The sequence below is a fragment of the Bacillus sp. YP1 genome (assembly GCF_000877815.1).
GTDB classification, from domain to species: Bacteria; Bacillota; Bacilli; order Bacillales; family Bacillaceae; genus Bacillus; species Bacillus subtilis.
On the sequence record NZ_CP010014.1, the window covers coordinates 2,406,039 to 2,425,436 of the forward strand.

A 19,398-nucleotide genomic window follows, 5' to 3' on the forward strand; every position below is an offset into this window, starting at 1 on the left:
GGCTGTTACTTCCCCTTTCTCATCATGTTGCTCGGATAAATCTTTTTGTCTAGTTTGAATTTGACAATTTGCAGGGGATGGCGGGCAGCATCTAGCTCATTTCCGTCTTCGTCCCAAATGGTTTCAATCGTATGTGTAAAGTTTTCGATTTCTGGACCGAAAAATTCCACTTCGTCGCCTTTTTTGAAGAAATTGCGCTGCTGAAGCGTGACCATTTGTGTATCTTCATCATAATTCAGCACTAAGCCGACAAAATCATATGTCGTTTTCTTGGCGTGTTCGCCGAACATTTGCTCTTCATAGCCTGGCGTTCCTTCAAAGAAAGCTGTCGCAGTGTCCCTGTTGGCGCACTTATCAAGCTCTTCAAGCCATTCTTTTTGAATCACAAAGTTTTCTGGATCAGCGCAATAAGCATCGATTACTTTGCGGTATACGCTGACAACAGTTGCTACATAGTGAATGGATTTCATGCGGCCTTCAATCTTTAAGCTGTCGATCCCCATTTCAATCATTTTTGGAATGGATTCAATCAGCTTCAAATCTTTCGGGCTCATCGCAAATGGTGCATCTTCTTCACCATACAAAGCAACGGCGTTGGCACCGTCTGTTTGGTAGAGATCATAATCCCAGCGGCATGACTGGCAGCAGCCTCCGCGGTTGGAATCCCGCGCTGTCATGTGATTGCTCAGCACGCAGCGGCCGGAATATGCAATACACATTGCGCCATGAATGAAGGATTCGATTTCGATATCTACCTTTTCTTTCATTTCTCTGATTTCAAGAGCGCTAGTTTCACGTGCCAGCACGACGCGGTCGAGACCTTCTTCCTTCCAGAACTGGACAGCCTTCCAGTTTGAAAGAGACTGCTGTGTGCTCAAGTGAACCTCAACATTCGGCGCCACTCTGCGGCATGTTTCAATAATAAGCGGATCTGCCACAATAATACCGGCAACGTTGGCGTCTCCAAGCGCTTTTAAATAGTCTTCAAGCCCGTCCATGTTTTCATTATGAGCGAAAATATTCGTTGTTACGTAGATCTTCGCGCCATATTTCTTTGCGAATTCAACGCCTTCTGCAATTTCTTCGATCGTAAAGTTATCGGCATTCGAGCGAAGCCCGTATTCCTGTCCCCCGATAAAGACCGCGTCCGCTCCGTAATGAACAGCGATTTTCAGCTTTTCAAGATTACCCGCAGGTGCGAGAAGCTCCGGCTTTTTCGTAATCACACGCTTTCCATTAACGATTGTGGATATTTTATCATTTACGGCAGTCATAGCTTAACCTCCTTTTGATTAATAAACCGTTTCCTTGAAGAAGAATCCGGTATCAATTTTTCTGTTTACTGGCTGGATGCTTTCAATGCGTTCGATCCAGTCTTCTTTTTTCGCTTCGTATTCGTCACGGTTTTCCACGCACAAATCAATTGCTTCTCTGTACATTTTGGTGACTTCTATTAGGTATTCAGGCATTTTCAAAACACCATCGATTTTGAAAGAATCAATTCCGGCATCTATCAATTCCTCGAGCTCATCAATGATGCACACATCGTTCGGGCTCATGATGTGAGTGCCGTTTTCATCTTCGAAAATCGGATATTTATTATCGCGTTCTTTATCGTGTAAAAACATGCCTGATTCTTTTTTCTTTCTTTCAATGTCCATGACTTTGCCCTGATATTCAAAATAGTTTCCAATCAAAGAACGCTTCGATTGGAACATGCACGTCATTCCATGCACCTGGATTTCAATTTCGACTTCAGCATTTTCTTTAATCTCAACAATGCTGTCCATGTTTAATTCTCTGGCAAGCACAGAACGCGCCGCACCCTTGCGTCCCCAGTAGTTGCATGTATAATAGTTGGTGCCTGTCGTTTCTGTGCTCCAATGAAGCTTCAGATCAGGCGCAGATTCACGGGCAGCCATCAGCACGGCAGGATCGCCGAATACCGCTGCATCGACACCGGCTTCTGCTAAGAAAGCCAGATATTCGCCAAGCTCACCCACTTTATCATTATGGAAAATTGCATTTACAGCAACGTATACTTTTGCCCCTTCTTTGTGAGCAATCTCTACGGCTTTTGTTACATCTTCACGAGAAAATTCTCCGGCTAATCTCAAGCCGTATCTCTGTTCCCCAACTAAAAACGCAGTTGCCCCAGCCTGTATGAGCGGCAAAATGTCCGCTGTACTCGTCGGCGTCACTAAGAGCTCTGGTTTTTTCATGACGTTCACCTCTTCTTTTTACTAATCGCAAGTCCGTCCCCGACAGGAATAATCGCAGTTTGATAATCCGGATGATTCATCAGCCAATGATTATATTCATCAATTTTGGCTACAAGCCTGCGCCTTCTCTTCGGTTCTATTTTGCTGTAATCCTCTGCCACCAGACCTTTAAACAGCACGTTGTCTGTTATAATCACCCCGTCCGGTGAAAGCATCGGTTCATATAAATGAAAAAAGTTTTGATACTGACCTTTTGCAGCGTCAATAAAAATGACATCGTAAGGCGCGGTTACATGAACGGCGTCGGCTAATTCAAGCGCATCTCCGTAAAAAACATGAATCCGGTCATCAAGCTGAAATTCCTTGATATTGTTTACCGCTTCTTCATGCCGTTTCTCATTGCGTTCAATTGTATATATTTCAGCAGACGGCAGTTCCAGAGCCATTCGAATGGCTGAATAACCAATGGCCGTTCCGATTTCTAGTATTTTTTTCGGCTGTTTCACAGACAAAATTTGAAGCAGCACCTCCATGCCCGCTTTTTCCATAATCGGGACATGATGTTCTTCTGCATATGCTTCAAGTCTCTTCACGTTATCCGGCCGAGGCTTTAATAATGCTTCTATATAGTCATTTATTTGTTCATACCGGTCAGTCACTACAAACAGCCTCCCGTTCTAAAAAGGAGTGCCCCAGTCTTATGCGCAGGACACTCTCTGAATACATCATGATACATCGGTAAACAACCCGATATATTTTATCATAAAACCTTGCGGAAAGCGAACAAAAGGAGAGCTTTTTGCTCTCCTTTTATTTCTCATTTTTTGAGGAAATGTATTTTTCTTTTGCTTTATTATGCTCTTTTAGCGTTTTTGTAAATACGACCTCACCATTTGATTTGGCCAAGAAATACAGATAGTCCGTTTTATCCGGATGCAGCGCTGCTTCCCATGATGACATGCCGGCATTGGCAATCGGCCCTGGCGTCAGCCCTGTGTTTTTATACGTATTGTATGGTGAATCGATTTCCAGATCCTTATAAAGAACCCGATCTTTATGCTTGCCTGCCGCGTACAGGACGGTCGGATCTGTTTGGAGCGGCATTTTCTTTTTCAGGCGGTTATAAAAGACGCTCGCAATTTTATGGCGGTCGGCTTTTTCAGTCGCTTCTTCTTCTATCAAAGAAGCCATTGTCAGCAGCTTATGCACAGAAACTTTGTTTTTCTTCATTTCTGATTTATATGTTTCCACATAAGAATTTGTCTGCTTAATCATTGCCTTGATAATGTCTTCAAGTGATGTGTCCGGATCGTTAAAAGGGTATGTAGCCGGGAATAGGTACCCTTCAAGCGGGTGCTTAATGTTTTTATTGAAAACATCATTTGTCACAGTGTCCGGGAATTCTTTCTTCAGCTGATTGATAAATGTTTCATCGTCCAGCTTCGCTATGACTTGTTTTTTAGAGTATTTTGTTTCATCAGCAATAGCAGCCGCGATTTGGGTCAGCTGTGCTCCCTCAGTCACTGTGATTTGAAAAGCGTAACCTGTAGCCCCGCTTGTCAGCTTCTGAATAATGGCATCTAAATCCATACCTTTATTCAGATGGTAGAATCCGGCCTGAAACCCGGAAGCACCTTTATATTTCACATAGTACTGAAACGCCTTCTCGCTTTTTATGACATCATTTTTCTTTAATATCGATGCGATGGCTGAAACAGACGAACCGCTCGGAATGTTAATATTAACTGTCGTTTTACTGTCTTTTTCAACAGGTTCAAGCAATGATTTCCCATATAAAAATGCCCCGCCAATGATGAGAAACAGCACAACAATGGAAGACAGTATGATTCTTTTTTTATTAAAAAACGATTTTTTTTGCTGATTGATATACATTAGGTCTCCTCCCATCAGCTCTTATACTACATGATTCATTGTATTTCGGCAATTTATTACAAAAAGAGGCCTGCATAAAGCAGAAAAAAGCCGGAGCAGTATAGCTCCGGCTTTGGTTTGGCGCGATGTTTTACTCTTCGTCTTCGTCCGCTAAGAATGTGTTTAGTGTTTCTTCGATCATATCCCATTCTTCGTCAGTTTCAATCGGGAATAGCTCACCGTTTTCACCGTCTTCGTTTGGCGTGAAGCTGGAAGCAAGAATTTCTACTTCTTCGTCATCTTTTGATTCGATTGGATAGTACAAGACATAAGATTTGCCAAACTCTTCATTTTCAAATGTAAACAGCACTTCACAAAGCTGTTCATTTCCTTGATCGTCAACAATTGTAATATTTTTTTCGCCGTGTTCCATTTTCTTCACCTCTGGCTTTAATTTAAGCTGTCAAGATATCCTTGTAAAATCATAACAGCCGCCATTTTATCAATGACTTTTTTTCGTTTTTGCCTGCTGACGTCAGCTGCAATCAGCATTTTTTCAGCCGCCATTGTGGTAAGACGCTCGTCCCACAGCACAACAGGAACATTGTACGTTGTTTCAAGCACTTTCGCAAATGTTTGGCTGGCTTCGCCTCTCGGGCCGACTGTTCCGTTCATGTTCTTAGGAAAGCCGAGCACGATTTTATCTATAGTATAGTCCTTTATCAGTTCAGATAAACGGGATAAACCATAATCGCCTTCTGCTTCATTTATCTTTATGGTCTCAATGCCTTGAGCAGTCCAGCCCATTTCATCGCTCAGAGCTACACCGAGTGTTTTGGTTCCTAAATCGAGTCCTAATATTCTCATTCTTTATTTACGCCTCTTTATGCTGTTCTAAATAAGACTTTACCAATTCCTCGATTAATTCGTCTCTTTCAAGTTTGCGAATTAAATTGCGAGCGTCACGATGCCTAGGAATATAAGCGGGATCACCTGACAGCAAGTATCCGACAATCTGGTTGATTGGATTGTAGCCCTTTTCCTGAAGCGCGTCATACACTGTAATCAGCACCTCATTTACGTTAGTCTCAGCAGAATCATCGGAGAAATTAAATTTCATCGTTTTATCAAACGAGCTCACCGTTTTGCACCTCTTTCCCAAATTCGCAGGCAAAGTTCAGCCTGGGGTCCTAATCTTACCATCATTCTACACTACATGGGCGAATTATAAAACGGATTTCACCCAATCTTCTACAGAAGCCAAAGCTTCTTCTAATTTTTCCGGCTGTTTACCGCCTGCCTGCGCCATGTCCGGACGGCCTCCGCCGCCTCCGCCGCAAACTTCCGCAGCTTGTTTAACCAGCTTGCCGGCGTGAAGTCCTTTCTCAATGAGGTCCTTTGTGACTCCGGCAGAGATATTAACTTTATCGTTTTGTACCGCACCAAGCACGATCACCGCAGAGCCAAGCTTTGCTTTGAGTTCATCGACCATAGTGCGGAGATGATTCATGTCTTTTGCATTTACTTTTGCCGCAAGCACGTTTACGCCGTCAACTTCTTTTACTTTCGACAGGATTGCTCCTGCTTCCACGTTGCCTAGTTTTGCAAGAAGAGATTCATTTTCTCTTTGTGCATCCTTCAGTTCAGCCTGCAGAGCCGCGACCCGTTTCGGCACTTCTTTGATATTTGTTTTCAGCTCGTCAGCGGTCTGCTTCAATACAGAAATCTGGCTGTTCATTTCGACGTAAGCGCCTTGTCCCGTTACAGCTTCAATCCGTCTTGTGCCTGCTCCGATTCCGGATTCAGAAACGATTTTAAACAAGCCGATTTCTGCTGTATTTCTGACGTGGCAGCCGCCGCACAGCTCTAAGCTGTAATCTCCAACTTGAACGACACGGACAATATCGCCATATTTTTCGCCGAACAGTGCCATCGCACCCATTTCTTTTGCTTCAGCGATCGGTTTCAAATCAATGCTGACCGGGATGCTCGCCCAGATCTTTTCGTTTACGATTCTTTCAATTTGTTCGAGCTCTTCTTTTGTCACTTGGCCAAAGTGCGAGAAGTCAAAACGAAGGCGGTTTTCCGTTACAAGAGAGCCCGCCTGATTGACATGAGTTCCAAGAACATCTTTTAGAGCCTGATGCAATAAATGCGTTGCCGTGTGGTTTTTAATGACGCCGCTTCTCATATGGTCTTCAACTTCAGCCGTAACATGCAGGCCTTTTTGAACAGTACCGCTCTCCACAACACCTTCATGCACATGCTGGCCGTTCGGCGCTTTTTGAACATCTTTAATTCTTACAACTGCCTGCTCGCTTCGGAGATAGCCTTTGTCGCCGATTTGGCCGCCGCTTTCTGCATAGAACGGTGTTTCATCAAGAATGATTTGAACGCTTTCTCCTTCATGAGCCTCTTCGATTAATTGGCCGTCCTGAAGAAGCACAATGATATTGGCATCAGCTTTGGTTTGAGAGTAGCCGACAAATGTGCTTTCAACTGTCACGTCGCGCAGTGCGCCGCCCTGCACCTGCATGCTGCCGACATCCTGGCGGGCGTTTCTTGCCCGTTCACGCTGCTGGTTCATTTCCTCCTCAAAGCCCTCATGGTCAACCGTCATGTTCTCGTCTTCTGCGTATTCTTCAGTCAATTCAACCGGGAATCCATACGTATCATACAGTTTAAACACATCAGCACCTGAGATAACGCTGCTGCCCTTGTCTTTTTCTTTTTTGATCATTTCTGACAGGATCGCAAGCCCTTCATTAAGGGTCTCATGGAAGCGTTCTTCCTCGGTTTTAATGACTTTTGCGATGAAATCCGCTTTCTCTTTCACTTCAGGATAGAAATCAGCCATGATTTCTGCGACAACCGGCACTAAATCAAACATGAACGGACGATGGATGTTGATCGTTTTGGCATAACGCACGGCACGGCGTAATAAGCGTCTTAATACATAGCCGCGGCCTTCATTTGACGGCAGCGCACCGTCACTGACAGCAAAGGCAACCGTTCTGATATGGTCAGCAATCACTTTAAACGCAGTGTCTTTCACATTGTCTTTGCCATATGTTTCACCAGAAATCGATTCTGTTGCTTTAATGATCGGAACAAACAAATCGGTGTCAAAGTTTGTCGGAACATTCTGGATGACAGACACCATTCTTTCAAGACCCATGCCTGTATCAATATTTTTCTTTGGAAGCGGTGTGTACGTGCCGTCAGGGTTATGGTTGAACTCTGAGAACACAAGGTTCCATACTTCCAGGTAACGGTCGTTTTCCCCGCCTGGGTAAAGCTCCGGATCTTCTGGATCATTACCGTATGCTTCACCGCGGTCGTAAAAGATTTCCGTATTCGGTCCGCTCGGCCCTTCACCGATATCCCAGAAGTTCCCTTCCAGACGGATAATTCTTTCTTCAGGAATACCGATTTTTTTCGCCCAAAACTCATATGCCTCTTCATCTTCAGGATGAACCGTAACAGAGAGAAGCTCTTTGTCGAAGCCAATCCACTTGTCGCTCGTTAAAAACTCCCAAGCCCATGTAATGGCTTCTTCTTTGAAATAATCGCCGATGGAAAAGTTTCCGAGCATTTCAAAGAAAGTGTGATGGCGCGCAGTTTTACCTACATTTTCTATATCGTTTGTTCTGATCGCTTTTTGAGCGTTTACGATTCTTGGATTTTCCGGCACGACACGGCCGTCAAAATATTTTTTCAGCGTCGCAACACCGCTGTTGATCCAAAGCAGTGAAGGATCCTCATGAGGCACTAATGACGCGCTTGGCTCTACCGCATGTCCTTTTTCTTTAAAGAAATCCAAAAACATTTGACGCACTTCCGCAGAAGTTAAGTGTTTCATTGTATTTCCTCCTCTATAAAAATCGAAATTCTCTTCAGTGACAGCAAAAAAGCCCTCCCCCTATGCAAACCAACGTTTACACAGGGACGAGAGCTGTCTCGCGGTACCACCCTGATTACGGGCATTCATGCGCCCGTCACCTTTAACCCTGTAACGCAGGATAAGCGGCAGTGATTAACTGCACTCAGGATTAGCTTCCTCCGATCTTCTGATAAAGCTCCTTTCAGCTTATGGAGCTTCTCTCTTTAACAGGGCTTCGGCGTACTCAGATCCGTCACTCGAGATTCGTATGTATTCTACGAGAAATTATAGACAAGCGGCACGCCGATGTCAATGCTCCGTCCTCATCCGCAAAAAATGGATCATCATTACTTTTAAAACAGCCGTCGCAGGAACAGCCAGAATCATCCCGACGATACCCGCAAGCTCCCCTCCGGCAAGGAGTGCAAGCATGATAACGACCGGATGCATTTTAAGGCTTCTGCCGACAATGAACGGACTGAGGATATTTCCTTCCATAAACTGCAGAATAAACACCGTAATCACCACAACAAGAACCGCCTTGACTGAGATCGTCATCGCAATTAACAACGCAGGAACAGCTCCGATGAAAGGGCCAAAATACGGGATGACATTCGTTACCCCAGAGATAAGGCCAAGTATCAGCGGATACGGAAGCCCAAATACCCAGAACGAAATGCCTGCAATCACGCCAAGAATCAAGCAGACCAAAAGCTGGCCGCGGATATAATCGCCAAGCGAATCATCCACATCCCGCAAAAAGGCGCTGCCCCGCTTTCTCCACGACTTCGGAGTCAAGTACCATACTGTCTTTTTCATTAACTCAATGTCCTTCACCATATAAAACACGAGAAAAGGGATTGTTGCAGCAATTAAGAAGTAATCAAGCACATTGCGGATCCCGCTGATCGCACCCTCGATCGTTCCCGCAAAAAACGCCTCCGTCTGGCGGATCATTTTATCTATACGGTGATGCATACCATCAGGCCAGTCATCCGTATGGTTATGCACATGAAGAAGAAGCCCGTTATACGTTTCGGCAAACATGGGTATATTTTCTGACAAATCCGTCAGCTGCACGATTAAAACAGGCACCCCTTTATACAACGCCCAGCCAATCCCGCCAAAAAAAAGAACATAAATGACCAAGATGCTCAAAGTCCTAGGCAATCCTTTGCCATGCAGCCATTCTGTGACCGGAAGCAATAAATAAGATATAAAAATAGAAATGATCAAGGGAATAAAGATCGTTTTTATGACGAGCCAAAAGGGTGACCATAACATATCAAGCATAAAAAAGACATAGACTGTTAACAGAACCAGCAAACAAATAGCCACCCACAACAAAAGCTGCACCGGTTTTTGGAGCATCTGCTTTCACCTCACCTATATCTTTTGAGGTTTACAAGGAATTATTCTTTATGTTTCTTTAGTCAGTCAGAAGTCATGGACATTTTTTCACTTTTAATTTTCAGAAAAGTTTGATCATTTACTTTTTGGTCAAATTTTCTGATAGGAGGATTGCGATGATCACATTTCAAAATGTAAACAAGCATTACGGAGATTTTCACGTGTTAAAACAAATTAATCTTCAAATCGAAAAAGGTGAAGTCGTTGTTATCATCGGCCCATCCGGTTCCGGTAAAAGCACATTGCTCAGATGCATCAACAGACTTGAGTCGATCAATGAGGGAGTGCTTACAGTAAACGGCACCGCCATTAACGACAGAAAAACTGATATCAATCAAGTGCGGCAAAATATCGGGATGGTGTTTCAGCACTTTCATTTATATCCGCATAAAACAGTGCTGCAGAACATCATGCTGGCTCCGGTAAAAGTGCTTAGACAATCACCTGAACAAGCAAAGGAAACGGCGCGGTACTATCTTGAAAAAGTCGGCATCCCAGACAAGGCTGACGCCTATCCTTCCCAGCTTTCCGGCGGGCAGCAGCAGCGTGTTGCCATCGCAAGAGGACTGGCGATGAAGCCGGAGGTCATGCTGTTTGACGAGCCGACATCAGCACTTGATCCTGAAATGATCGGTGAGGTGCTAGATGTCATGAAAACACTCGCCAAAGAAGGCATGACAATGGTTGTCGTGACACACGAAATGGGGTTTGCCAAAGAAGTTGCCGACCGGATTGTCTTCATTGACGAAGGAAAAATTTTAGAAGAAGCAGTGCCGGCTGAATTTTACGCGAACCCGAAGGAAGAACGGGCCCGCTTATTCTTAAGCCGTATTTTAAATCATTAAAACAGAAATGGGGGAGCTTGTATGAAAAAGATTTTTTCTTTAGCATTGATTTCTTTATTCGCTGTCATCTTGCTTGCCGCTTGCGGCAGCAAGGGATCAAACGGAGAAGCCTCAAAGGAGAGCAAAAAAGATACGCTAGCCGCCATTAAAGACAATGACAAAATTGTCTTCGGCGTAAAAACGGACACTCGACTGTTCGGTCTTAAAAATCCAAGCTCAGGTGAGATTGAGGGTTTTGATATTGATATTGCTAAACAAATCGCTAAAGACATTTTAGGTGATGAGAAAAAAGCTCAATTTAAAGAGGTCACCTCAAAAACAAGGATTCCTATGCTGCAAAACGGGGATATCGACGCCATTGTCGCCACAATGACGATCACTGAAGAACGAAAAAAGGAAGTTGACTTTTCTGATGTCTATTTCGAGGCCGGGCAATCGCTTCTCGTGAAAAAAGGCAGCAAAATCAAGAGTGTCGAGAATCTTGGCAAAGGCTCAAAAGTTCTTGCAGTAAAAGGCTCCACCTCCTCTCAAAACATTCGTGAAAAGGCGCCTGAAGCATCTGTTTTAGAATTTGAAAACTACGCAGAAGCCTTTACAGCCCTTAAATCGGGGCAAGGCGATGCCCTCACCACAGATAATGCAATTTTATATGGAATGGCTGATGAAAATAAAAATTATCAATTAACAGGAAAGCCTTTTACAGATGAGCCTTACGGGATCGCCGTGAAAAAAGGGCAATCTGCTCTCGCGAAAGAAATCAACGCTTCACTTAAAAAGATGAAGTCGGATGGCAGATACGATGAAATTTATAAAAAATGGATCAAAGAAGACCCAGCTGAATAACAACCATCCCGGGATGAGCAGGCGATGCTCATCCCAATTTGATAAGGAGTGAATAGGCAGATGAATGTGTCAATTCTTTTCGATAACTTCAGCATGTATATGGACGGTTTTTACCATACCTTGCTCGCAAGTGTTATCGCGCTGGCCGGCAGTTTTGTCCTCGGCGTTGCTGTAGCGGTTATGAGAATAACAGTCTTTAAGCCGCTGCAATGGCTCGGGACCGCATATGTAGAATTCATCCGCAACATCCCTCTTCTTTTAATTACCTTTGTTTTCTATTTCGGACTTCCAAACGCAGGCCTGAGGCTTGACGGTTTTCAAGCGGGAACGGTTGCTCTCACCATTTATACCTCTGCGTTTATCGCTGAAGCCATCAGAGCAGGCATCCAGTCTGTTTCAAAAGGGCAGATGGAAGCGGCACGCTCGTCAGGCTTTACCTACAGCCAAGCCATGCTCCATATCATTTTGCCGCAGGCAATCAAAATCGTCATTCCGCCTTTAGGCAATCAATTTTTAAACTTAGTCAAAAACTCTTCGATTCTTGGGGTTGTGGCCGGATTGGATCTTATGTACCAAGCCGATTTAGTTTCGTCGAGCACACTCGTTGTATTTGATGTTTATATTTTTGTGGCGCTTTTTTACTTAGTGCTGACGATTCCGCTTAGCATCGGTGTTAACTATCTGGAAAAACGGCTGGAAAAAAGCTATTGATAAGGAGTGAGTTACATTGGATTTCATCGGTGCTTATTCACAGGAGCATTTAGCGTTTTTATGGGATGGCTTTCTCGTCACCTTGTACGTTGCTTTCATCTCCATCATTCTGAGCTTTTTCTTCGGTTTAATCGCAGGCACCCTGCGTTATGCGAAAGTTCCCGTTCTTTCTCAATTGATTGCAGTTCTCGTTGAAACGATCAGAAACCTCCCCTTGCTGTTAATTATTTTCTTTACGTTTTTTGCCCTTCCGGAAATTGGGATTAAGCTTGAAATTACAGCTGCTGCAATTACAGCACTAACGATTTTTGAATCCGCTATGCTATCTGAAATTATCCGAAGCGGACTGAAATCAATTGACAAAGGACAAATTGAAGCGGCGCGCTCCTCCGGGCTGAGCTATACACAGACCCTGTTCTTTATCGTTATGCCGCAAGCGCTTCGCCGCATGGTTCCGCCCATCGTAAGCCAGTTTATTTCTTTATTAAAAGATACATCGCTCGCTGTTGTGATCGCCCTGCCTGAACTGATTCACAACGCGCAAATTATTAACGGCCAAAGCGCTGACGGCAGTTATTTTTTCCCGATCTTTTTACTTGCGGCCCTTATGTATTTCGCAGTCAACTACAGCCTTTCACTCGCAGCAAGACGCCTCGAGGTCCGGCAAACATAGAAAAGGATACTCTTTGGAGAGTATCCTTTTTGCATTAAAACATTTTCGTAATTCTTCTTCTCATCCGCTTCATGCTTCGATTATTCAGCATGTCAGATTGAGTCGCCATTCGGTACACGAGAGCTCCGGCTCCCATTGCCAAAAGAGAAGTCATCGTCCGATTCATCCTGCGCATCTCCTTTCATGATTAAAAATTGATGCTGCGTTCATCCTCAGAAAACAAATCATCCAAGCTGCTTAACGTTCCGTCTTCTTCCACCTGATGAGTTGCAATCTTCCCTTTCGCCACTGTCAGTTCAATAAAACAGCCCCAGCAATAATATTGGTTCACGCCGATTTTGCCGATATCCTTACTTTTGCAATTCGGGCATATAAGCATACCTCACACCTCTATCCGTTCAGAACGATCTCGTCTTTCCGCACCTCGACAAGCGAATCCGCTCTTTGGATCTGGCGCTTGCTTCCCGCCAGGTCAGAAAAGAAACCGTCCGAGAGTTCATATGCTACGATTATGCCCCTGTCCAAACAAAAGTATACATCTTCCAGCATCCCCAATATATCCCCCTCTTGCGATTTCACAAGCTTCATCTTCATCTGCTCGTATGTGAAGCATGATTTCGGAAGAGGCAAAAGCTGTTCTGAACTGACCGAAGCCAATATGCGGTCATCAAAAATGGAAGAGATATCACACGCCCGTAATAGCGCATGATGATGATGCAAAAAGCGTTTTTGTGCAAGAATAAACCCAAGACAATCTCCTTTCAGAGAAAAACAAATATCGGAAATTGTCCCGAGATAACTAGAAGTTCGTTCTGAGTATACTGGGAATCCTTCTACTTCATGGCATGTTCTCAAAGTGTGATCAACCACCTTTTGTTGAACAGGCTTAGGTTTTGCTTTGCGCCTTAGACTCATACGATGAAATCAATTCCACTGCAAATGAAAAAAAACTCCCGCTTGCACGGGAGCATTTTATTGCTGTTCTTCTTTCATAAAATCGAATGGTGTAATGCCTTCCATGCCAATGTTGGCGTCGTGTACGCTGAACGGGAGCTCTTTTTGCAAAGCTTCAAGCTCGGCATCCATTTCCTCAACCTGTACGGACAGCCTGTTTTTCAAGGAGGTCTGTCTGACAGTTGCATCATTATTTTTCACGCCCCACTCCAGCGCCTCCTCTTCCCCGCATAAAATGAGAAATTTCTTCGCTCTTGTAATCGCGGTATAAAGAAGGTTTCTTCTGAGCATTCTATAATAGCCTTTCACAACAGGCAAAACCACAATCGGAAATTCACTTCCCTGCGATTTATGAATAGAACAGCAATACGCATGGGTAAATTGATTAAAATCTTTTTTCGTAAATGTCATTTCATTGCCGTCAAAAGAAACGACGGCCATGTCTTCTTTTTCTGTATTTTCCTTTGCATAAAATATCGACGTGATTTCGCCAATATCTCCGTTGAACACATTGTTTTCCGGCTGATTGACAAGCTGCAAAATTTTATCTCCGGTTCTGTAGACAACATCCCCGAACTTCAATTCTCTCCGTTTTTCTTTAGGAGGATTTAAAATGTCCTGCAGCATCACATTCAATTCATTAATGCCGGCTTTTCCTCTGTACATCGGAGCGAGGACCTGAATGTCCTTTGCTGTATAGCCTTTTTTCAATGCATTGGCGACAACCTTCTCAACTACTTCTTTGATTTGCGACCCGCCGCAGCGAATAAAGGAACGGTCCTTTGTCGGGGCAGTCAAATTGTTCGGCAGCAATCCATTTTTCATCTGGTGGGCAAGCTCGACGATTGATGACCCTTCTGCCTGGCGATAGATGTCTGTCAGTCTCACAGTCGGAATCACCTGGGATGCCAGCAGGTCTCTGAGCACTTGTCCCGGACCGACGGAAGGCAGCTGGTCTTCGTCTCCGACAATGATGATTTGTATATGATCAGGGATCGCCTTGAACAAATGATTCGCCAGCCATATATCAAGCATACTGGCTTCATCGATAATTAACAGCTTCCCTTCGATCGGCTGATCCTCTGTATGAGTAAAGCCTTCAGCGCCGTTCCAGCCAAGCAGCCTGTGTATCGTAACTGCAGGGAGTCCCGTTGATTCACTCATCCGTTTTGCTGCTCTCCCTGTCGGAGCGGCCAAAACAATCGGAAAAGCTTCATCCTTTTTATAAGCTGACGGGTCTAGTGACACACCGTGAAGCTCTCCGTAGAGCTCGACAATCCCTCTGATTACCGTCGTTTTTCCTGTTCCCGGGCCGCCTGTTAAAAGAAGCATCGGCGAGGAAAGGGCTTTTTGAATCGCTTCCTTCTGGCTGGGGGCATACTGAACGTCCATCCGTTCTTCCAGTTCTCCCAACGCGAGCAAAAACTCTGATTCGGGAAACTGGTTCTCATATTCGGTTTGGCTAGCGATATGTTTCACACGCTTTGCAACGTTTTGTTCTGCGTAAAACAGCGAAGGAAAATAACAGCGGCCATCTTCTATGACAATGTCTTTATTTTCTCCAAGGGCAATAATTGCGTTAGCGGCATCCATTTCTGTAATGCGCTGCCCTTCCCTTGCTGACTGGTTTAACAGTGATTGAGTGTCGATGATCAGCTGTTCCGTTTCTATGTACGTGTGCCCCTCTGACAGACAAGTCGTTTCAAGCGTGTACAAAATAGCAGCTTTTACCCGCTCAGGATGATTACCCGAAAGACCCATTCTGCTGCCCAGCTCATCCGCTTTTCCAAACCCGATGCCTTCTACATCCTTCACAAGCTGATAAGGATTTTCCTGAATCTTTTCAAGCGTCTCGGATTCATAGGCTTGATAGATTTTCATAGACAGCTGCGGGCCAAAGCCAAACTGATTCAAGGAAATCATGATTTGCTCCAGTCCCTGATGCCGCTGCAATGCGCCAGCCAGCGTGTCTGCTTTCTTTTTTGAGAGTCTGGGAACATCATAAAGCACTGAAGCATCAGCCAATATTTTATTAATGGCGCTGTCGCCCAGCTTTTTCACAATTTCTTCAGCTGTTTTTTTGCCGATCCCCTCGAATAAATCACTCGATAAATATTGAATGATGCCTTCCTTAGTCGTTGGAATCTCCTTTTTGAAATGCTCCGCCTGAAATTGGAGCCCGAATTTTGGATGGGTTACGATCTTTCCGTAAAACGTGTAGGTCTCTTCTTCTTGAAGCGCAGGGAAGTAGCCCGTCACGGATACGGCTTTATCTTCAATGGCTTCGGAGGTCTCTGTGACTTTCACTTTCAGAACCGTATATAAATTGGTGTCATTATGATAGATGACTGTGTTGACTGTCCCTTTTAAATAGGGCTCTTCCTCCAGTTTAAGCTGATCCGGATGCTGCTGCACGAGCTGTCCCTCCTCCTGTGCCTGTTATGATGGATCAATCAGTTTTTTAGCATGAAGCGCAAGCATATGATCTGGCTGGATATCGATTGCCTTGTCCAGCATTTCCAGCGCTTTTTCTCGGTTTTCTTTATAAGCATAAGTGACACCGGCATTATAAAATGCATCTGCATGCCCCGGGTCTTGCTCTGTCACAGCTGCGAATTGGCTGAGCGCTTCGTCCAGCATGCCCTCGTTGGCTAAGCACATCCCGAATTGAAAACGCGCTTCCGTATCGTTTTCATTCAGTTCGACTGCTCTTTGTAAATATGGCAGTGCAAGCTTAGGCTGTTCGAGCTTGACAAGTACCGTTCCGAGCATGTAAAACAGGTCGCCGTTTTCCATCCCCGCACGTAGCGCTTTTTCAAACATGTCTTTCGCTTCTTTGTACATTTCTTTTACAACATAGACATTTCCTGCTCCATAATAAGCAGTGGCTGCGCTACTGTCTAATTCAAGCGCTTTATCATAAAACGCAAGCGCACGTTCCAGCTCGTTTACGGATGAAAGCAGGTTGGCAAAATTGATATACGGAATCGCGTCTTCTTTATTTTCTTCAATCGCTTTTGTAAATGCCTCTGCCGCTTTCTCGTAATCGCCTTCCTGCATCGCCTCTATACCGAGTTGATTATAATCCACCGATCATCTTCCTTTCATTAAAAAACCCCAACTCAGTGTTGAGGTTTTTCATCTTTTATACGTACCACAATTTTGTTCCGTCTTTGTACACATCATCAATTGTCCCGCCGCCAAGGCATTCTTCGCCGTCATAGAAGACAACGGCTTGTCCAGGCGTTACAGCGCGGACTTGTTCATCAAAGATGACTTCCGCTTCACCCTCGCCAGTCATGCGCACCGTTACTTTATGATCCTCTTGGCGGTAACGGAATTTAGCCGTGCAGGAAATCTCTTCGCCCTTCATGATATCCGAACGTACCCAGCTGATATTTGTTGCTGTGATTTTGTCGGAATATAAAAGAGGGTTATGGAACCCTTGATCTACGTAGAGGATGTTCTTTTCAAGATCTTTCCCTACCGCAAACCACGGCTCGCCGCTTCCGCCGATGCCAAGGCCGTGACGCTGTCCGATCGTATAGTACATCAACCCGTCGTGGCGGCCTTTTACTTCGCCGTCCATCGTCATCATATCGCCCGGCTGTGCAGGGAGATATTGGCTGAGAAACGTTTTGAAGTTGCGTTCGCCGATAAAGCAGATGCCTGTACTGTCTTTTTTCGTCGCCGTTGCAAGTTCTGCTTCTTTGGCGATTTCACGCACACGGCTTTTTTGAAGTTCGCCGATCGGGAACATGACTTTGCTCAGCGTATCTTCTGTCAGCTGATTCAAGAAGTACGTTTGATCCTTGTTTTCATCAATGCCGCGCAGCATTCTGACTTTTTCGCCGCTTCTGTCTACTCTTGCATAGTGGCCAGTCGCTAAATAGTCGGCGCCAAGTGACAATGCATGCTCCAAAAAGGCCTTGAATTTAATTTCTTTGTTGCACAGTACATCCGGGTTTGGTGTTCTGCCTGCTTTATATTCATCAAGGAAGTATTGAAATACCTTCTCATAATATTGCTTTTCAAAGTTTACGGCATAATACGGAATTCCGATTTGGTTGCAGACGCGGATCACATCTTCATAATCCTCTGTCGCCGTGCAAAAACCGTTTTCGTCCGTATCATCCCAGTTTTTCATAAAGATTCCGATTACATCATAGCCCTGTTCTTTTAACAGCAGGGCCGCCACAGATGAGTCTACTCCGCCGGACATGCCGACGACGACTCTTGTATCCTCCGGCCGTTTTTCCATTTCATTCACTCCAATTACTAAGCCGCCTTATTATGTCAGCCGTTTGACAACGTCGGCCACATGTTTGGCAGCAGTTTTCACTTGCTCAGCCGTATTGCCGAGGCCGAAGCTGATTCGAATAGAGGACGTCAGCCGGTCACTCTCTTCTCCGAACATAGCAGTCAGAACATGTGACGGCAGGACTGAACCGGCCGTACACGCTGAACCGCTGGAGACAGCGACACCCGCCATATCAAGATTGACCAGCAGAGCTTCCACTGACACACCGGGGAAATAAAGATTCAGAACATGCGGCAGACTATGCTCTTTGTCCCCGTTGATCTCGAATGCCACACCTGCATCTCTAAGCGTGTCGGCAAAGATTGCTTTAAACGATTGATACTTCTCGTTTTTTTCGTCCCGTTCTTCACTTGACAGCTTGATCGCTTCTTTCAGCCCGACAATGCCTGGAACATTTTCGGTTCCGGCACGGCGTTTTCTTTCTTGCTCTCCTCCGAATAAAAGCGGTGAAAGCTTCACATCTTTACTAGCATATAAAAAGCCTGTCCCTTTTGGCCCGTTGAGCTTGTGCCCGGAAACAGACAGAAGGTCAATATGGCTGTTTTTCACGTCAATTGGCAGCAACCCGAATGCCTGAACAGCATCGGTATGAAAATAAGCTTTGTGTTCCTTTAACAGCTCACCGATTTCTTCGATCGGCTGCACTGTTCCAACTTCATTATTTCCATACATCACTGTCACAAGGATTGTATCATCACGCAGTGCTTCTATCACCTGTTTTGCACTGACTCTTCCATTTTGGTCAACGTCCAGATACGTTATGTCAAATCCGTCTTCCTCAAGTTTTTCACATGTGTGAAGCACGGCGTGATGCTCAATTTTTGTTGTGATGATATGTCTGCCAAGATCTTTTCTTGCAAGTGCGGTTCCCATGATCGCCAAGTTATCAGCTTCCGTTCCCCCGCTTGTAAAAATGATCTCCTGCTCTGCCGCTCCGATTTCTGCTGCGATCTGCGCTCTTGCTTCATCCACCCATTTTCGAGATTCTCTGCCAAATGAATGAATACTGGAGGGATTACCGAAACTGCCGGAGAAGTGCGGTATCATTTTTTCCAGCACGCGCTCATCCATCGGAGACGTTGCGGCATGATCTAAATAAATCCGTTCCATTATGTTTACACCTCTGATCTAAATATAGAACATATAAGCTTCTTGCTCTCCGTCTGTATAGCTGGCAAGATCCTCTAATGTTGTACTGTCTAAAACCTCTTTTACAGCATCCCGGATGCGAATCCAGAGCTCACGCTTGGCAGGCTCCTCATCTTCCAGCACTTCAACAGGGCTGATCGGCCCCTCAAGCACACGGATAATATCTCCCGCGGTAATGGCATCCGGCTCACTGCCTAATACATATCCGCCATATGCGCCTCTGATGCTTTTCACTAAACCGGCATTTCTGAGCGGCGATACCAGCTGCTCCAAATAATGCTCGGACAAATTATTCGTCTGTGCGATGCTTTTTAATGAAGTCGGGCCTTCACCGTGCTTTTTTGCAAGCTCGATCATAATGGTGAGCCCGTATCTTCCCTTAGTTGATATTTTCAACATGAACACCTCTGTTATTTCATGATTTTCCACATTTATAATGGTAATTTCTATATGTTTCGTCCGTTTATTATCTTATAGACCAACTGTTATTATAACATACCTTCAGCGAATTTTCA

Annotated in this window: 21 protein-coding genes; 4 read left to right on the plus strand and 17 right to left on the minus strand. The window is 44.8% G+C overall.

Features of this window, described 5'->3' with window-relative positions; translation table 11 throughout:
- Positions 1 to 5: 5 nt before the first annotated feature.
- The 9 genes from QF06_RS11860 to QF06_RS11900 form a co-directional block, all read right to left on the minus strand.
- Positions 6 to 1,274: a peptidase U32 family protein gene (locus tag QF06_RS11860; protein WP_003229802.1), complete on the minus strand. Its 1,269-nt coding sequence runs from the start codon at positions 1,272 to 1,274 to the stop codon at positions 6 to 8.
- Between the two features lie 18 nt (positions 1,275 to 1,292).
- Entirely contained in the window at positions 1,293 to 2,222 is a 930-nt protein-coding gene (locus QF06_RS11865; RefSeq protein ID WP_004399094.1) for a peptidase U32 family protein, read from the minus strand.
- Positions 2,223 to 2,227: 5 nt separating this feature from the next.
- Positions 2,228 to 2,881 carry an O-methyltransferase gene (locus tag QF06_RS11870; protein WP_003229800.1) on the minus strand — a complete coding sequence of 218 codons (654 nt, stop codon included), beginning with the start codon at positions 2,879 to 2,881 and terminating at the stop codon, positions 2,228 to 2,230.
- A 151-nt stretch (positions 2,882 to 3,032) separates the two neighbouring features.
- Positions 3,033 to 4,115 carry an endolytic transglycosylase MltG gene (mltG, locus tag QF06_RS11875; RefSeq protein ID WP_003229799.1) on the minus strand — a complete coding sequence of 361 codons (1,083 nt, stop codon included), beginning with the start codon at positions 4,113 to 4,115 and terminating at the stop codon, positions 3,033 to 3,035.
- 130 nt (positions 4,116 to 4,245) lie between these two features.
- Positions 4,246 to 4,527 (minus strand): DUF1292 domain-containing protein, encoded by a 282-nt coding sequence (locus tag QF06_RS11880; protein ID WP_003246199.1) that lies wholly within the window; start codon positions 4,525 to 4,527, stop codon positions 4,246 to 4,248.
- A 17-nt stretch (positions 4,528 to 4,544) separates the two neighbouring features.
- Positions 4,545 to 4,961: a Holliday junction resolvase RuvX gene (ruvX, locus tag QF06_RS11885; protein ID WP_003229795.1), complete on the minus strand. Its 417-nt coding sequence runs from the start codon at positions 4,959 to 4,961 to the stop codon at positions 4,545 to 4,547.
- A gap of 7 nt (positions 4,962 to 4,968) precedes the next feature.
- Complete coding sequence (locus tag QF06_RS11890) at positions 4,969 to 5,235, minus strand: IreB family regulatory phosphoprotein (RefSeq protein ID WP_003225903.1); 267 nt, start codon at positions 5,233 to 5,235, stop codon at positions 4,969 to 4,971.
- A gap of 84 nt (positions 5,236 to 5,319) precedes the next feature.
- Positions 5,320 to 7,956, minus strand: a complete 2,637-nt coding sequence (gene alaS / locus QF06_RS11895) for an alanine--tRNA ligase (protein ID WP_003246158.1) — start codon at positions 7,954 to 7,956, stop codon at positions 5,320 to 5,322.
- Positions 7,957 to 8,286: 330 nt separating this feature from the next.
- Positions 8,287 to 9,348, minus strand: coding sequence for an AI-2E family transporter (locus tag QF06_RS11900; protein ID WP_009967889.1), 1,062 nt, complete (start codon positions 9,346 to 9,348; stop codon positions 8,287 to 8,289).
- A 155-nt stretch (positions 9,349 to 9,503) separates the two neighbouring features.
- Here QF06_RS11900 and QF06_RS11905 point away from each other — a divergent pair, with 155 nt between their 5' ends.
- The 4 genes from QF06_RS11905 to QF06_RS11920 are packed head-to-tail and all read left to right on the plus strand — an operon-like array spanning position 9,504 to position 12,459.
- Entirely contained in the window at positions 9,504 to 10,232 is a 729-nt protein-coding gene (locus QF06_RS11905) for an amino acid ABC transporter ATP-binding protein (protein ID WP_003246180.1), read from the plus strand.
- Between the two features lie 21 nt (positions 10,233 to 10,253).
- A complete protein-coding gene (gene glnH / locus QF06_RS11910) occupies positions 10,254 to 11,075 on the plus strand; it encodes a glutamine ABC transporter substrate-binding protein GlnH (RefSeq protein ID WP_003245954.1) in 822 nt (273 codons plus the stop codon).
- Between the two features lie 60 nt (positions 11,076 to 11,135).
- A complete protein-coding gene (locus QF06_RS11915; RefSeq protein WP_004398664.1) occupies positions 11,136 to 11,786 on the plus strand; it encodes an amino acid ABC transporter permease in 651 nt (216 codons plus the stop codon).
- A 16-nt stretch (positions 11,787 to 11,802) separates the two neighbouring features.
- On the plus strand, positions 11,803 to 12,459 hold the full coding sequence (locus QF06_RS11920; RefSeq protein ID WP_003229784.1) for an amino acid ABC transporter permease: 657 nt from the start codon (positions 11,803 to 11,805) through the stop codon (positions 12,457 to 12,459).
- 34 nt (positions 12,460 to 12,493) lie between these two features.
- Here QF06_RS11920 and QF06_RS21360 read toward each other — a convergent pair whose 3' ends face one another.
- The 8 genes from QF06_RS21360 to cymR all read right to left on the minus strand — a co-directional run bounded on the left by QF06_RS21360 (position 12,494) and on the right by cymR (position 19,279).
- On the minus strand, positions 12,494 to 12,625 hold the full coding sequence (locus tag QF06_RS21360) for a YrzQ family protein (protein ID WP_003229780.1): 132 nt from the start codon (positions 12,623 to 12,625) through the stop codon (positions 12,494 to 12,496).
- A 21-nt stretch (positions 12,626 to 12,646) separates the two neighbouring features.
- The gene (locus QF06_RS11925) at positions 12,647 to 12,838 is read right to left on the minus strand and encodes a hypothetical protein (protein WP_003225893.1); all 192 of its coding nucleotides are present in this window, start codon (positions 12,836 to 12,838) and stop codon (positions 12,647 to 12,649) included.
- 11 nt (positions 12,839 to 12,849) lie between these two features.
- Positions 12,850 to 13,374 carry a PRC-barrel domain-containing protein gene (locus QF06_RS11930; protein ID WP_010886583.1) on the minus strand — a complete coding sequence of 175 codons (525 nt, stop codon included), beginning with the start codon at positions 13,372 to 13,374 and terminating at the stop codon, positions 12,850 to 12,852.
- A gap of 57 nt (positions 13,375 to 13,431) precedes the next feature.
- A complete protein-coding gene (gene recD2 / locus QF06_RS11935; RefSeq protein ID WP_004398511.1) occupies positions 13,432 to 15,828 on the minus strand; it encodes an SF1B family DNA helicase RecD2 in 2,397 nt (798 codons plus the stop codon).
- A gap of 24 nt (positions 15,829 to 15,852) precedes the next feature.
- A complete protein-coding gene (locus tag QF06_RS11940; RefSeq protein WP_010886584.1) occupies positions 15,853 to 16,473 on the minus strand; it encodes a tetratricopeptide repeat protein in 621 nt (206 codons plus the stop codon).
- 85 nt (positions 16,474 to 16,558) lie between these two features.
- Positions 16,559 to 17,674 carry a tRNA 2-thiouridine(34) synthase MnmA gene (gene mnmA / locus QF06_RS11945; RefSeq protein ID WP_014480424.1) on the minus strand — a complete coding sequence of 372 codons (1,116 nt, stop codon included), beginning with the start codon at positions 17,672 to 17,674 and terminating at the stop codon, positions 16,559 to 16,561.
- Between the two features lie 30 nt (positions 17,675 to 17,704).
- A complete protein-coding gene (locus QF06_RS11950) occupies positions 17,705 to 18,844 on the minus strand; it encodes a cysteine desulfurase family protein (protein WP_041850172.1) in 1,140 nt (379 codons plus the stop codon).
- An 18-nt stretch (positions 18,845 to 18,862) separates the two neighbouring features.
- Complete coding sequence (cymR, locus tag QF06_RS11955) at positions 18,863 to 19,279, minus strand: cysteine metabolism transcriptional regulator CymR (protein WP_003225879.1); 417 nt, start codon at positions 19,277 to 19,279, stop codon at positions 18,863 to 18,865.
- Positions 19,280 to 19,398: the final 119 nt, after the last annotated feature.